This window comes from Serratia sp. 25CWL12, assembly GCF_055790885.1.
Genome location: NZ_CM147698.1, coordinates 3143719 through 3159408, shown reverse-complemented (window position 1 = coordinate 3159408; position 15690 = coordinate 3143719). Strand labels below are relative to the sequence as shown.

The 15690-nt window shown below is 48.9% G+C and carries 12 protein-coding genes; 10 read left to right on the top strand and 2 right to left on the bottom strand.

The window, feature by feature from the left end:
- The first annotated feature begins 214 nt into the window (after window positions 1-214).
- From clpP to ACX9GV_RS13545, 6 genes are all read left to right on the top strand, one after another.
- Window positions 215-838 (top strand): ATP-dependent Clp endopeptidase proteolytic subunit ClpP, encoded by a 624-nt coding sequence (gene clpP / locus ACX9GV_RS13570; RefSeq protein ID WP_023488972.1) that lies wholly within the window; start codon window positions 215-217, stop codon window positions 836-838.
- A gap of 378 nt (window positions 839-1216) precedes the next feature.
- A complete protein-coding gene (gene clpX / locus ACX9GV_RS13565) occupies window positions 1217-2488 on the top strand; it encodes an ATP-dependent protease ATP-binding subunit ClpX (protein WP_023488973.1) in 1272 nt (423 codons plus the stop codon).
- A 190-nt stretch (window positions 2489-2678) separates the two neighbouring features.
- Window positions 2679-5033 carry an endopeptidase La gene (lon, locus tag ACX9GV_RS13560; RefSeq protein WP_023488974.1) on the top strand — a complete coding sequence of 785 codons (2355 nt, stop codon included), beginning with the start codon at window positions 2679-2681 and terminating at the stop codon, window positions 5031-5033.
- Between the two features lie 311 nt (window positions 5034-5344).
- Complete coding sequence (hupB, locus tag ACX9GV_RS13555; RefSeq protein ID WP_023488975.1) at window positions 5345-5617, top strand: nucleoid-associated protein HU-beta; 273 nt, start codon at window positions 5345-5347, stop codon at window positions 5615-5617.
- Window positions 5618-5896: 279 nt separating this feature from the next.
- The gene (ppiD, locus tag ACX9GV_RS13550) at window positions 5897-7780 is read left to right on the top strand and encodes a peptidylprolyl isomerase (RefSeq protein WP_473195888.1); all 1884 of its coding nucleotides are present in this window, start codon (window positions 5897-5899) and stop codon (window positions 7778-7780) included.
- A gap of 238 nt (window positions 7781-8018) precedes the next feature.
- A complete protein-coding gene (locus ACX9GV_RS13545; protein WP_473195887.1) occupies window positions 8019-8408 on the top strand; it encodes a ComEA family DNA-binding protein in 390 nt (129 codons plus the stop codon).
- Between the two features lie 65 nt (window positions 8409-8473).
- Here ACX9GV_RS13545 and queC read toward each other — a convergent pair whose 3' ends face one another.
- Window positions 8474-9172, bottom strand: coding sequence for a 7-cyano-7-deazaguanine synthase QueC (queC, locus tag ACX9GV_RS13540; protein ID WP_473195886.1), 699 nt, complete (start codon window positions 9170-9172; stop codon window positions 8474-8476).
- A 129-nt stretch (window positions 9173-9301) separates the two neighbouring features.
- Here queC and cof point away from each other — a divergent pair, with 129 nt between their 5' ends.
- On the top strand, window positions 9302-10120 hold the full coding sequence (cof, locus tag ACX9GV_RS13535; RefSeq protein ID WP_473195885.1) for an HMP-PP phosphatase: 819 nt from the start codon (window positions 9302-9304) through the stop codon (window positions 10118-10120).
- Window positions 10121-10207: 87 nt separating this feature from the next.
- Here the strand turns inward: cof and ACX9GV_RS13530 are convergent, their stop codons facing one another.
- Entirely contained in the window at window positions 10208-11248 is a 1041-nt protein-coding gene (locus tag ACX9GV_RS13530; RefSeq protein WP_023488980.1) for a PLP-dependent cysteine synthase family protein, read from the bottom strand.
- A gap of 128 nt (window positions 11249-11376) precedes the next feature.
- On the opposite strand from ACX9GV_RS13530, the gene ACX9GV_RS13525 reads away from it, so the two are divergent.
- From ACX9GV_RS13525 to ACX9GV_RS13515, 3 genes are all read left to right on the top strand, one after another.
- Window positions 11377-11838 carry an Lrp/AsnC family transcriptional regulator gene (locus tag ACX9GV_RS13525; RefSeq protein WP_023488981.1) on the top strand — a complete coding sequence of 154 codons (462 nt, stop codon included), beginning with the start codon at window positions 11377-11379 and terminating at the stop codon, window positions 11836-11838.
- 132 nt (window positions 11839-11970) lie between these two features.
- Entirely contained in the window at window positions 11971-13746 is a 1776-nt protein-coding gene (locus tag ACX9GV_RS13520) for a SmdA family multidrug ABC transporter permease/ATP-binding protein (RefSeq protein WP_473195884.1), read from the top strand.
- Window positions 13739-15517 (top strand): SmdB family multidrug efflux ABC transporter permease/ATP-binding protein, encoded by a 1779-nt coding sequence (locus ACX9GV_RS13515; RefSeq protein ID WP_473195883.1) that lies wholly within the window; start codon window positions 13739-13741, stop codon window positions 15515-15517. Before ACX9GV_RS13520 ends, ACX9GV_RS13515 begins: the two co-directional genes overlap by 8 nt.
- Window positions 15518-15690: the final 173 nt, after the last annotated feature.

Here is a 15690-nt window from a genome sequence, read left to right as displayed (position 1 = left end):
TAGAACAATATATCTCAGAGCTATTTATCGCAGCACGATTTATCTCAGAACGATTTATTTCAGAACAAGAGTGACAATAAGCAGGTTGTGATATCGAAAAATCGGTGTGCAGTTTGTCAATAGTTTGAGTATAGCTTGAGCATAGTCATGAAGGCTGTTCTAAAGTAGAATCGACAGACAATAGCGCCAAGGCAATTTCTATTAGGAGACGGTAATGTCATACAGTGGCGAACGAGATCAATTTGTACCTAACATGGCACTGGTGCCAATGGTGGTAGAGCAGACTTCCCGCGGCGAGCGTTCTTACGATATCTATTCCCGCCTGCTGAAAGAGCGCATTATTTTCCTGACGGGTCAGGTTGAAGACTATATGGCGAATCTGATCGTGGCACAGATGCTGTTCCTTGAAGCAGAAAGCCCAGAGAAAGACATTTTTCTGTACATCAACTCGCCGGGCGGGGTGATTACGGCAGGTATGTCCATCTATGATACCATGCAGTTTATTAAGCCGGATGTCAGCACCATTTGTATGGGGCAGGCTTGTTCCATGGGGTCATTCCTGCTGACTGCAGGCACCAAAGGTAAGCGTTTCTGCCTGCCAAATTCCAAGGTCATGATCCACCAGCCGTTGGGCGGCTATCAGGGCCAAGCGACAGATATTGAAATCCATGCGCGTGAAATTCTGAAAGTGAAAGAACGGATGAATACACTGCTGGCCCAGCATAGTGGAAAAACACTGGAGCAGATTGAAGCTGACACCGAACGTGACCGCTTTATGACGGCACAAGAGGCGAAAGACTATGGCCTGGTTGACGATATTTTGACCCACCGCAGTTAACCCCTAAGTGTAATACCAAAATAATTCGATTTGCTGGTAGGCGGCTAGCGATGGCATCCCCAGGAGCATAGGTAACTATGTGACTGGGGTGACAGACAAATCAGCCAGGAGCGGATTTGAACGCTGTTTACAGTGGCCCCGATAGGGGCGAGCCTCATGGCGGAGGCGAGTAATTGCAGCTAACACCCAAGCAACTTGAAGTATGAAGGGTATATACACTGGTTTATTCCGGTTGCAGCCAACTTGAATGACGATGGGTATAAGCTATAGTGTGCATAGCTTGCTATAAATTGCATTATCGGCATTGCCAATATAATGTTTGGGGATGCTGCCGCCGTGGAACCCTGCGGGGCAAAGACAAAAGAAGAGGTTTGACTCATGACAGATAAGCGCAAAGATGGTTCAGGCAAACTACTGTACTGCTCTTTCTGTGGCAAAAGCCAACACGAAGTGCGTAAGTTGATTGCTGGCCCGTCAGTGTATATCTGCGATGAATGTGTTGATTTGTGTAACGACATTATTCGCGAAGAGATTAAAGAGGTTGCCCCGCATCGCGAGCGCAACTCATTGCCAACACCGCACGAAATCCGTCACCATCTGGACGATTATGTTATTGGCCAGGAACCGGCAAAAAAAGTATTGGCTGTAGCCGTTTATAACCACTACAAACGCCTGCGTAACAGCGATGTCAGTGACGGTATAGAATTGGGAAAAAGTAATATTCTGTTGATTGGCCCGACGGGTAGCGGCAAAACCTTATTGGCGGAAACGTTGGCTCGTTTGCTGGATGTCCCTTTCACCATGGCTGATGCGACGACACTGACTGAAGCGGGCTACGTGGGGGAAGATGTCGAGAACATTATCCAGAAGCTGCTACAGAAATGTGACTACGACGTACAGAAAGCCCAGCGTGGTATTGTCTATATCGATGAAATCGACAAAATTTCACGTAAATCAGACAACCCATCCATTACCCGCGACGTTTCAGGGGAAGGTGTACAGCAGGCGTTGCTGAAACTGATCGAGGGCACCATTGCTGCAGTACCGCCGCAAGGTGGGCGTAAGCATCCGCAGCAGGAGTTTTTACAGGTTGATACCTCGAAGATCCTGTTTATCTGTGGTGGTGCCTTTGCGGGTCTGGACAAAGTGATTGGTCAGCGGGTAAATACCAGTTCTGGTATCGGTTTCGGTGCCACCGTGAAGGGTGAGACAGAAAAAGCCACGGAAAGTGAACTGCTATTGCAGGTTGAGCCGGAGGATTTGATCAAATTTGGTCTGATTCCGGAATTTATTGGTCGCTTACCGGTGGTAGCGACACTCAGCGAGCTGAATGAAGAAGCCCTTATTCAGATCCTTAAAGAGCCGAAAAACGCCCTGACCAAGCAGTATCAGGCGCTGTTCAACCTTGAAGGGGTAGAGCTGGAATTCCGTGAGGAAGCGTTGACGGCCATTGCCAAGAAAGCCATGACGCGTAAGACCGGTGCTCGTGGTCTGCGCTCCATCGTTGAAGGGGCATTGCTGGATACCATGTATGACCTTCCTTCGTTGGAAAGCGTGGATAAAGTGGTGATTGACGAATCAGTCATTGATGGTCAATCCAAGCCGTTGTTGATTTATGGCAAACCGGAAGCACAAGCTTCTGGCGAATAATTGCTCAGCCAAGTCAGCGAGTTAATGGTAAAATGGGGGATTCTGTCCCCCATTTTTTTTCTCTGCATTCTGCCGTTGAATGTATGAAGATCATCCCCATATACTCTTGATTCAGGTTTTGTGACACGTTTGATGCTTGCGTCTCATGAGATTCCTAATCCTGGCGGAAAATAACCTAAGAGAGAGCTCTATGAACCTTGAGCGTTCCGAACGCATTGAAATCCCCGTTTTACCATTGCGCGATGTGGTGGTATATCCGCATATGGTGATCCCGTTATTTGTTGGCAGGGAAAAATCGATTCGGTGCCTCGAAGCCGCGATGGATCACGACAAAAAGATCATGCTGGTGGCACAGAAAGAGGCTTCGACGGATGAACCTGGCATTAATGATTTGTTCTCTGTGGGGACAGTAGCGTCGATTTTACAGATGCTGAAGTTGCCGGATGGCACAGTTAAAGTGCTGGTGGAGGGCCTACAGCGTGCGCGTATTACCACGCTTTCCGATAGCGGAGAACACTTTGCAGCACAAGCAGAATATCTTGTATCACCGCCGATTGATGAGCGCGAACAAGAAGTTTTGACGCGTACTGCAATTAATCAGTTTGAAGGCTATATCAAGCTGAACAAAAAAATTCCACCGGAGGTGCTGACATCATTGAACAGCATCGATGATGCTGACCGTCTGGCGGATACCATTGCCGCACATATGCCACTGAAACTGAATGACAAACAGTCGGTGCTGGAAATGTCAGATATCAGTGAGCGCCTAGAGTATCTGATGGCGATGATGGAGTCGGAAATTGATCTGTTACAGGTCGAGAAACGCATCCGTAATCGCGTCAAGAAACAGATGGAAAAGAGCCAGCGGGAGTACTATCTGAATGAGCAGATGAAGGCCATTCAGAAAGAGCTGGGCGAGATGGATGATACGCCAGATGAACACGAAGCACTCAAGCGCAAGATAGAAGCGGCGAAAATGCCGAAAGAAGCGCGTGAGAAAACAGAAGCGGAACTGCAGAAGCTGAAAATGATGTCGCCGATGTCTGCGGAAGCGACTGTCGTCCGTGGCTATATTGATTGGATGTTGCAAGTACCCTGGAATGCGCGCAGTAAAGTGAAAAAAGATCTGGTCAAAGCGCAGGAAATACTGGATACCGACCATTATGGTCTGGAGCGCGTTAAAGATCGCATTCTTGAATATCTCGCGGTTCAAAGCCGGGTCAGCAAAATCAAGGGGCCGATCCTTTGTCTGGTTGGGCCTCCTGGTGTGGGTAAAACGTCACTGGGCCAATCTATAGCGCGTGCCACGGGGCGTGAATATGTGCGTATGGCTCTGGGCGGGGTACGTGATGAAGCGGAGATCCGTGGTCACCGCCGGACTTATATCGGTTCCATGCCGGGTAAACTGATCCAGAAAATGGCCAAGGTCGGGGTGAAAAACCCGCTATTCCTGCTTGATGAGATTGATAAAATGTCATCGGACATGCGTGGCGATCCGGCCTCTGCCTTGTTGGAGGTGTTGGATCCGGAACAAAATGTGGCGTTTAACGATCACTATCTGGAAGTGGATTACGATTTGTCTGATGTGATGTTTGTTGCAACGTCAAACTCGATGAATATCCCAGCACCACTGCTTGATCGTATGGAAGTGATTCGTCTTTCCGGTTATACCGAAGATGAAAAGCTGAACATCGCCAAGCAGCATCTGTTGCCCAAGCAGATTGAGCGTAATGCGCTTAAGAAAGGGGAGTTGACGGTTGATGACAGCGCTATCATCGGCATTATCCGCTATTACACCCGCGAAGCTGGGGTACGTAGTCTGGAGCGTGAAATCTCCAAACTGTGTCGTAAAGCAGTGAAATCGCTGTTGATGGACAAAAAGCTTAAGCATATTGAAATTAATGGTGAAAACCTGAAGGAGTATCTCGGTGTGCAGCGGGTTGATTATGGCCGTGCAGATACCGAGAACCGCGTTGGTCAGGTGACGGGGTTGGCGTGGACTGAGGTCGGTGGTGATCTGCTGACGATTGAAACTGCCTGTGTCCCCGGTAAAGGCAAACTGACTTATACCGGTTCCTTGGGGGAGGTAATGCAAGAGTCTATTCAGGCTGCATTGACCGTGGTACGCGCACGTGCAGAGAAGTTGGGTATTAATGCCGACTTTTATGAAAAGCGCGATATTCACGTTCATGTACCGGAAGGGGCAACGCCGAAAGATGGCCCGAGTGCCGGTATTGCCATGTGTACTGCGCTGGTGTCATGTTTAACGGGTAACCCAGTTCGTGCCGATGTGGCAATGACCGGCGAAATCACGTTGCGGGGTCAGGTGTTGCCGATTGGTGGTCTGAAAGAGAAACTGTTGGCGGCACATCGTGGTGGGATTAAAATCGTGCTGATCCCTTATGAGAACAAGCGTGATCTGGAAGAGATCCCAGATAACGTTATCGCTGATCTGGAGATCCATCCAGTACAGAAAATCGATGAGGTTTTCAGCATTGCATTGCAGAATCCGGCTTTCGGTATGCAACCTGTTGCGGCAAAATAGTGACGGATAGCAAAAACCATTGAGAAAACTTATGCTGGCAAGGCATTTCTCACTTGCCAGCATTTTTATGTGCCGCTAAGTTAGAACATCGTTGGGCCGTGTTTTGCCAGTCTACTCAAGTTCAATGAAGTTGCCGGATAAAACGCATCGCGTTTTGAACAGCGTTTGCGTCAACACCGCCGCAGCTTTATTGATGATGGGTGGATGTATTGATGGCTTGCCAAGGTTCGATGGGATTGATATAAAAGCTGCGCTGTCGTAACCGTAGGGATTCTTCGGTGCGACGTTTGAATTCTAGAGGGGATGATAGAGTGAATAAGTCACAATTGATCGACAAAATTGCTGCTGGTGCAAATATTTCCAAAGCGGCCGCTGGCCGTGCTTTAGATGCAATCATTGTATCTGTTACTGAATCCTTGAAAGAAGGGGATGATGTAGCTTTGGTAGGATTCGGTTCTTTCACAGTGCGTGAGCGTTCAGCTCGTACTGGCCGTAACCCGCAAACTGGCAAAGAGATTAAAATTGCGGCAGCCAAAGTTCCTGCTTTCCGTGCAGGGAAAGCGCTGAAAGATGCAGTAAACTGATTACCGTGTCCACCGGCTATTGAGTTCAGTAAAACAATCACCTGACGTAGCGGTATTGGTAAGGTAAGATATAAGGCGCATCAGTTGATGCGCTTTTTTATTTTTGTTGCAGGGAACGCGCCTGCACAAGGGTTGTTAATCTATATCCATACTCAATGAAGTTGCAGGTAGGCGGCGGAGCCCCAGAAACTTGGCTAACCAAGTGACTTGGGTGAAAAGCCAACACTTTTGCAGTTTCATTGACGACGGGTATACACCACAGCGGAGTGTTGTCACACTATGATGGACAATTTACGCGCGGCGGCTAATCACGTCGTGCTAAAAATCATCCTGGGCCTGATCATTTTGTCATTTGTTTTGACAGGGGTGGGTAACTACCTGATCGGCGGTTCCAGCGATTATGCAGCAAAAGTAAATAGCCAGGTGATTGAACGCGGCCAACTGGAACAAGTTTTCCAAAGTGAACGTAACCGTATGCAACAGCAACTGGGGGATCAGTTCTCTGAGTTAGCGAGCAATGAGGGTTATATGCGTCAGCTACGTCACCAGGTATTGATGCAGTTGGTCGATAAAACGCTGCTTGATCAGTATGCCAAGAAATTAGGTCTGACTGTCAGTGACGAACAGGTGAAAGAGGGCATTCGTAAAGAGCCTTATTTCCAGACCAATGGTCAGTTCGATAACAGCAAGTACCTGGCTTTGATTAACCAGTCCGGTTATACCCCGGAAAATTACGCACAATCTATGCGCCAACAGTTAATCAATCAGCAGATGATCCAGGGCTTTGGCGGTTCTGATATTGTGTTGCCAAGTGAAGCTCAGGCGATGGTTGCGCTGATGCTGCAAGAGCGCGATGTTCGCCTGGCGACCATTGATCTGAAAGCCATTCAGGCTCAGCAGACAGTCAGCGACGAGGAGTTGAAAGCCTACTACGAGCAGAACAAGAACAGCTTTACTGCCCCCGAGCAGGTAAAAGTGAGCTATATCTTGCTGGATGCCACTGCCATGCAGGATAAAGTAACGGTGACTGAGGCCGATATCACGGCTTATTACGACAAGCACCAGAGTAACTTCGGCCAACCAGAACGTAAAAAATTCAGCATTATCCAACTGAAAACGGCAGCAGAAGCGAATACCGTGTTGGACGAGCTGAAAAAAGGCGCTGATTTTGCCACCCTGGCAAAGGAAAAATCGACCGATATTGTCTCTAGCCGTAACGGTGGCCAGATGGATTGGATGGAACCGGGTTCGATGCCAGATGAGCTGAAACAGGCAAACCTGACGGAGAAAGGGCAATTGTCCGGCGTGGTAAAATCGTCTGTCGGTTACCTGATTGTTCGTTTGGATGACATTAAAGCCTCAAAGGTCAAACCATTGAGCGAGGTGCACGATGCTCTCGCCAAACAGGTGAAACTGGAAAAAGCGGTGGATGCTTTCTTTGCATTGCAACAGAAAGTGAGCGAAGCGGCGAGCAACGATAACGAATCCTTGGCTTCTGCAGAAGAAGCGGCCGGTATTAAAGCGACACATACTGATTGGTTTACCCGTGACAATCCTCCTGCGGAGTTGAATTCCAAGTCAGTGGTGCAAGCTATCTTCGGTGGTTCGTTGATTGGTGAAAATGGCACTCCGGGCAGTAACTCTGATGTCATCACCATAGACGGTGATCGCGCGGTAGTGGTGCGGGTTGCTGCTCACCAGCCTGAATCGATTAAACCGCTCGAGAAAGTGAAAGATGACATTGTTGCCATGGTCAAGCGCAATAAAGCGTTGCAAGCGGCAAAACTGCAGGCAGAAAAATTGCTGGTTGAGCTGAAACAGGGTAAGGGCGAAGAGGCGATGAAAGCCGCTGGCCTCAGCTTTGGCAGCGTACAGAAAATGGTACGTGCATCGCAGGGTAACCAACTGGTAGAAACGGTATTCTCATTGCCTCATCCGCAGGATGGCAAAGCCGTTTACGGTATGTCACAGGATCATCAGGATAACGTAGTATTGATTGCTCTGGATGCAGTAAGACCTGGTACGTTGTCAGCGGATGAGATGAAAGTGTTTATCAGCCGGATGGAGCAAGGGACTAGCAGTGTAGTCTTCGACTCCTTGTTGGCGAGTTTGCGTAAGCAAGCCTCGATCGAGCTGGGGGCGGCTGAGCAGTCGCAGCCTTAATCTCATTGTTGCTAATCAGGTCGGTGTCCTTTGTCGCATAAAAATTGACGCGATAGCAGGGCACCCTCCACGTACCCATCTATTGTGCGAGTGGCGACAAGCAACGCATTTTTTTGCAACAACCTGTAATGTTTTAAGGCTGCTTTCGCGGCCTTTACCATAGTTTACTTTTGCTATTTGCTTATTATTTGCTGCTGAGGCAAGGTAGCCTTGCTGTTAAACACAAGGAGGATACAGCATGCAATTAAGCAAGTATCAAATAATGACCCGTTTTAATTTGGTCGTAAAACACCTGGTAGTGGCGGCACTGTTTAGCCTGATAGGCACTTCAGCTATCGCGGCAGAAAAACCGGCATCAGGGCAACCCGCCTCCGCTTCGGTAGCAACCAAGCCCAAATCAACCAGTAGCAGCCCAGCACCGGTTGAAGAGAAACTCAAGGTCAGCATTAATCAGGCTGATGCCGAAGAGTTGGCGCGCGTATTAAATGGCGTGGGCTTGAAAAAGGCGGAAGCGATCGTTCGTTATCGGAAACAGAACGGGCCCTTTACTCAGGTTGAGCAACTACAAGAAGTGCCGGGTATCGGACCTTCCTTAGTGGAAAAAAATCGTAATCGGTTGAAAATGTAATCCCGGCAGCGGCTGCATGGTAAAGAGCCATTGCAGCCGCTTTTATTTTGTTAATAATGTTTACTTTAAAGCAGGCCCGTTTTTTGTTTCATGCTGACCATCACCCCAGCTTTATCCTGCAGATAGTGTTGCAAACCATTAGCGCGTAGGTGGCAGGCAGCACATTCACCACAACCCTCCCCCTGAATACCGTTATAACAGGTGAGCGTTTGGTGGCGGATAAGTTCTAACTGCTGGTAATAATCTGCCAAAGCCCAGGTCTCAGCCTTGTTTAGCCACATCAGCGGGGTTTCGAAGCGAATATTACGGGCAATACCCAAGATGATGGCTTGATTCAGCGCTTTAATAAACTCATCACGGCAATCTGGGTAGCCTGAAAAGTCAGTCTCACAAACCCCGCAGATCACTGCTTCTGCTTCCACTTGGTAAGCATAAATAGCGGCCAAGGTCAGGAATAAAATATTGCGCCCAGGAACAAAGGTGTTAGGTATGGGACTTTGCAGCGAACTGTTATAGCTGGGGACGGGAATATTGTCGCGAGTCAGGCTACTGATAGCTAACTCGTTGAGCAATGTGGCATCTAATACTTTGTGAGCCTTGGCACCCAAGGTTTGAGATAATGCGGCGGCAATGTCAATTTCAACGTGGTGACGCTGGCCATAATCAAATGTAATGCAGTGAACTTCATCATACTGTTGCAATGCCTGAATTAAGCAGGTCGTGGAGTCTTGTCCACCGCTAAAAACGACGACAGCGCGTTTCATAGAATTTACCTTCTGGAACTATTTTGGGTATAAATCAGGAACTATTTTTTCAAATTGTTCACTATTACTTCCGTAAATACCACTTCATACTACAGCGATTGTAGTGATACTCACATTAACGAGGTTTTCATGTATCGGCTGGCGGCTTTCGATATGGATGGTACTTTATTGACCCCGGATCATCAGGTTGGTCCGGAAACCCTAGCGGTATTGAATCAATTGATTGAAAGGGAGATGGTCGTCACCTTTGCTACCGGGCGGCACAATCTTGATGTTCAGCCAATCATGGCGCAACTGGGTTTACAAGGATACTTGATCAGCGGTAACGGCACTCGTATCTATAATCATCAGGGGCAACAACTGGAGGCGATCAACTTATCGGCTGAAATCGCAGAAGAAGTATTGCGCACCCCCTGGGTAACCCCTGCCAGTATCCATGTATTCCGCGACGAAGGGTGGTTTACTGAATATGCAGTGCCGGAAATGTTGGCGGCACATCACCTGAGTGGTTTCCAGTTTCAACTGACTGAATTACAACAGCTACCCACACAGGGCAATAGCAAAGTGTGTTTCTGTGCCTCACCCGAATCATTGTTCGAATTACAAGTGGAGTTACAACGGCATTTTGGCTCATCGGTTGATCTCTGCCTTTCCGCCGCCGACAGCTTGGAAGTATTGCCAAAAGGCTGTAATAAAGGGGCTGCATTGGCGAAACTGAGTCAACATCTAGGGGTGAGCCTGGCTGATTGCATCGCCTTTGGTGATGCGATGAACGACAAAGAGATGTTGGACAGTGTCGGGCATGGTGTGGTGATGGGCAATGCGTTGCCACAGTTGAAGTCTCAATTGCCTCATCTTCCGGTTATTGGTCGCTGCGAGCAACAGGCTGTGGCCCACTATTTACAACATTGGCTGGGTTTACCACTCCTCACTGATTCCCCCGAATAATGAGGCTTTTTACAGCCAGCCGGGCAGATTACCCGGCTTTTTTGTTGTCTGGGATATATCTAGGGTGATTGATAGGCAATGCCGTTCTTAAAGGTGGGCTAACTGTAACTGCCAGGGAGTTAAATCACCGATATTGCTGCTAACCCATTCAGGGTTGTAATAAGTATCCAGATAACGTTCACCACTGTCGCATAACAGGGTGACGATAGCGCCTTGCTCACCGGCTTCGCGCATTTGTTTGGCTAACTGCAAGGCTCCCCAGACGTTGGTTCCGGTAGAGGCCCCTACTTTACGGCCCAGTATATTTTCCAACCAATGGATAGTGGCGATACTGGCGGCGTCTGGCACTCGTAACATCCTATCGATCACCGAAGGGATAAACGACGGTTCGGCGCGTGGCCGACCAATGCCTTCAATCCGGCTACCACAGTGGCCAGTAATCGTGTTATCCCCTTGTTGGAACCAGTCATAAAATACCGAGTTCTCCGGGTCGACGACCGTTAGTTGTGTATTATGTCCTTGATAGCGCAGATAACGACCCAATGTGGCGGAGGTACCGCCAGTGCCAGCACTCATCACAATATGTTTCGGTATCGGATGCGGTTCACGCGCCATCTGGCGAAAGATACTGTCTGCAATATTGTTGTTTCCCCGCCAGTCGGTTGCACGTTCAGCAAAGGTGAATTGATCCATATAATGGCCGTTCAACTCTTTAGCCAATGCTTCTGAGGTGGCATAAATTTGCGCAGAGTGATCAACAAAATGGCAGCGACCACCGTAAAAGGTGATCTGTTCTACTTTACGGCGAGCGGTGCAGGAAGGCATCACGGCAATAAATGGTAGACCAAGCAGACGGGCAAAGTAGGCCTCTGATACTGCGGTACTGCCGGAAGAAGCTTCGATAATGGGGGTGTTTTCAGTGATCCAGCCATTGCACAGGCCATAGAGAAACAGTGAACGTGCCAGGCGATGCTTTAAACTGCCTGTGGGGTGAGTACTTTCATCTTTTAGATAAAGGTAGATACCCGGAAATTCTGGCAGGTTAAGGCGTATCAAGTGGGTATCCGCAGAACGCTGGAAATCCGCTTCAATTTCACCGATAGCATATTTTACCCAATTATTTTTCATCGTCTGGCCTCTGTACGCAGTATGGGGGCATATTTATGGCGTAGCATAACGGTTTATAGAGGGAAAAAAGTTGCTATTTTCCCTTTAAAATCGCCTAATGGGAGAAATTTTTTCTACTGAATGACGATATGTTGGATAAAATAGACCGTAAGTTGTTATCCATGTTGCAACAAGACTGTACCCAACCGTTGCAGGTTTTAGCTGAGGCGGTCAATCTGACGTCGACACCTTGCTGGAAACGGCTGAAAAGGTTGGAGGATGAAGGGTATATTCGTGGGCGGGTAGCCTTGTTGGATAATGAAAAGCTTGGGCTTGGGTTAACGGCATTTGTACAGATAAAAACGCAGCAACATAGCAGCGAGTGGTATCAAAAATTTGTGGCACTGACCACTGATATGCCCGAAGTACTGGCGTTTTACCGTATGGCGGGGGAATACGATTACCTGATGCAGGTTGAAGTTGCGGATATGAAAAGTTATGACAACTTCTATAAACGCCTGGTGACGGGGGTTCCTGGGTTAATTGATGTGACTTCCAGCTTTGCTATGGAAAAAATCAAGTATACTACAGCGCTACCGGTACCGGAGTAAGCCGTCTTATACCCAAAATAATTCGAGTTGCTTATAGGCGGCAAACGCTGGAGCCCTAGGAGCATAGCCCTGTAGGGTAAAACCACCGGGCGGTATTTATTATTTGCTGGAAAGCCATCTGGATAAAACTGCGTGAGATTATTTGCTCAAATCGGCTGGTATTTCCGCCGTGAGTGGCGTCGCTACCTGGGGGCAGTGCTGCTGCTGGTGATCATTGCTTTATTGCAACTGCTGCCACCGAAGTTGGTCGGCATTATTGTCGATGGTGTCACCCATCAACAGATGTCTACTCACACGTTGATGTCCTGGCTGGCACTCATGTGCGGGGTCGCGATTATCGTTTATCTACTGCGCTATGTGTGGCGGGTACTGCTATTTGGTGCCTCCTACCAACTGGCGATTGAACTCCGCGGAAATTTTTATCGTCAACTCAGTCAGCAAAATCCGGCATTTTATCTGCGCTACCGTACCGGCGATTTGATGGCATTGGCCACTAATGATGTGGACCGTGTGGTCTTTGCCGCAGGGGAAGGGGTGTTGACGCTGGTGGACTCATTGGTGATGGGGTTGGCGGTTTTGATTGTCATGAGTACTCAAATCAGTTGGCAATTGACCCTGCTGTCATTAATACCGATGCCTATCATGGCGGTCGCCATCAAATACTATGGTGAACAATTGCACCAGCGCTTTAAGTCTGCGCAGGAAGCCTTTTCCAGCCTGAATGATCAGGCGCAGGAAAACATGACCAGCATTCGCATGATCAAGGCATTTGGCCTGGAAGATCATCAATCCAATCAATTTGCTGAGGTGGCAGCCCAAACGGGGGCGAAGAACATGTATGTTGCCCGTATTGATGCTCGTTTTGATCCGACGATTTATGGCGCTATAGCTGCGGCTAACCTGCTGGCGATCAGTGGTGGCAGTTGGATGGTGGTGAATGGGACACTCACATTAGGCCAATTGACCAGCTTTGTGATGTATCTTGGCTTAATGATTTGGCCGATGCTGGCACTCGCCTGGATGTTCAATATTGTTGAGCGCGGTAGTGCCGCCTATAGCCGCATTCGTCGCTTACTGGATGAAGTGCCCGCAGTAACGGATGGTGACCAGGATTTGCCTGCCGGGCGCGGTAGCTTGGTGGTGGATATCAACGAGTTTCATTACCCGGGCAACAGCAAGCTGGCGCTGCATAATGTAGCACTGCAATTGCAACCAGGGCAGATGTTAGGGTTGTGTGGACCGACGGGCTCCGGTAAATCGACCCTATTGGCACTGATTCAACGCCAATTTGATATTGATGATGGGTTTATCAGTTACCACGGTTTGCCACTGACCAAGATCAAGCTTGATGCTTGGCGTTCTCGTTTGGCCATCGTCAGCCAAACGCCCTTTCTGTTCTCTGACAGTGTGGCGAACAACATCGCCTTGGGGAACCCTTCAGCCACTCGAGAGCAGATTGAACAAGCCGCACGATTGGCTTATGTCCATGACGATATTCTACGCCTGCCACAGGGATACGAAACCGAGGTAGGTGAGCGGGGTGTCATGCTTTCCGGGGGGCAGAAGCAACGTATCTCCATTGCCAGAGCCTTGTTGCTGGATGCGGAAATCCTGATCCTGGATGATGCCCTGTCGGCGGTAGATGGGCGCACAGAGCATCAAATTCTGCATAATCTCCGCCAGTGGGGACAACATCGCACCTTGGTTATTAGTGCGCACCGCCTTTCAGCCCTGACTGAGGCGGGGGAAATTCTAGTCATGCAACATGGCTCGGTGGCGCAGCGTGGGCGACACAGTGCTTTAGTGGCAGAGCCAGGCTGGTATCGCGATATGTTCCGTTATCAGCAATTGGAAGCCGCATTGGATGAAGTCCCAGAAAATGTGCGGGAGGCATTGGCCGATGAATAAGCGACAAAATTTATGGCCAACCCTCAAACGCTTGCTGGCTTACGGTTCCCCTTACCGTAAACCGCTGGGGCTGGCCGTGTTGATGTTGTGGATTGCGGCGGCGGCAGAGGTCACTGGCCCGGTGTTGGTCAGCTATTTTATCGATAACTATGTTGCCAGGAACCAGCTACCGGTGATGATGGTCAGTGGTTTGGCGCTTGCTTATATTCTGCTGCAACTATTGGCTGCAGTATTACATTATTTCCAGTCTTTGTTGTTTAATCAGACGGCGGTGGGGGTAGTGCAACGATTACGTACCGAAGTAATGGATGCGGCGCTGCGCCAGCCGTTGAGCACCTTTGATACCCAACCGGTTGGGCAGTTGATCTCGCGAGTCACCAATGATACCGAAGTGATTAAAGATCTCTACGTGACGGTGGTCTCCACCGTGTTGAAAAGTGCTGCGTTGATTGGTGCCATGCTGGTGGCAATGTTCAGCCTTGATTGGCGTATGGCGTTAGTGGCGGTTTGCATCTTCCCAGCGGTGATGGTCGTGATGGTAATTTACCAATATTACAGCACCCCGATTGTCCGCCGTGTACGTAGCTATTTGGCGGATATTAATGATGGATTTAATGAAGTCATTGGTGGCATGGGGGTGATCCAACAGTTCCGCCAGCAGCGTCGTTTTGGTGAGCGTATGAGTGCTGCCAGTCACTCTCATTATATGGCGCGTATGCAGACACTACGGTTGGATGGTTTCTTACTGCGCCCTTTGCTCAGCCTGTTTTCTGCACTGATACTTTGCGGCTTACTGATGTTGTTTGGTTTTAGTGGTGAAGGGGTGATTAGCGTTGGGGTGCTGTATGCTTTTATCAACTATCTTGGTCGTCTGAATGAACCCTTAATTGAGCTGACTACCCAACAATCGATGTTACAGCAAGCCCTGGTGGCGGGAGAACGTATTTTTGAATTGATGGATGGTAGCCAACAACGTTATGGCAACGATGATCGCCCTTTATTAAGTGGCAGTATTGACATCAAGGACCTGAGTTTCGCTTATCATCATCAAGAGAAGGTATTGCACCATATCTCGCTGCAGGTGCCCTCGCGCGGTTTTCTTGCGTTGGTGGGGCATACTGGCAGTGGTAAGAGTACTCTGGCAAATCTGCTGATGGGCTATTACCCGCCAAATGAAGGTGAAATTCGTCTGGATGGTCGACTTTTATCTGACCTTTCACACCCTGTCTTGCGGCAAGGTATCGCGATGGTACAACAAGATCCGGTAGTCATGGCGGAAACGATGATGGCCAATGTGACATTGGGTCGCGATATCAGTGAAGAAGCCGTTTGGCAGGCACTGGAAATCGTACAACTGGACGAGCTGGTACGCACTTTTCCTCAGGGTATCCATACCTGTTTGGGGGAGCAGGGTAACAATTTGTCTGTTGGCCAAAAACAACTATTGGCTATCGCCCGCGTGTTGGTACATCCCCCTCAGATCCTGATCCTTGATGAAGCAACGGCGAATATCGACTCAGGAACAGAACAGGCGATCCAGCGTGCCTTGCGCCTGATTCGCCAGAAGACAACACTGGTGGTGATTGCCCATCGTCTTTCAACGATTGTGGAAGCGGATTCTATTGTGGTCTTGCATCGAGGTCATAAGGTAGAGCAGGGGAATCACCAACAATTGTTGGCGCAGCAGGGGCGTTATTACCAGATGTATCAATTACAGTTGGTGGGTAAGGAGCTGGAAGCCGCGATTCGTGAAGAGACGCAACCTGCATAGATTCCTCTATTGAGCCCCCCAAGAGGCTATCTGTAGTAGCCATTGTGGGTTTGCGTATGCACTTTATCTAGGCGCGCTGCACCAATAGAGTGCAAATCAGTGAGCGATGACTCAGGCTGCTGCGCGCCGCACGTCTGTTTGTTTTCTTTTTCTATTAATAAGCTCCCCTAATC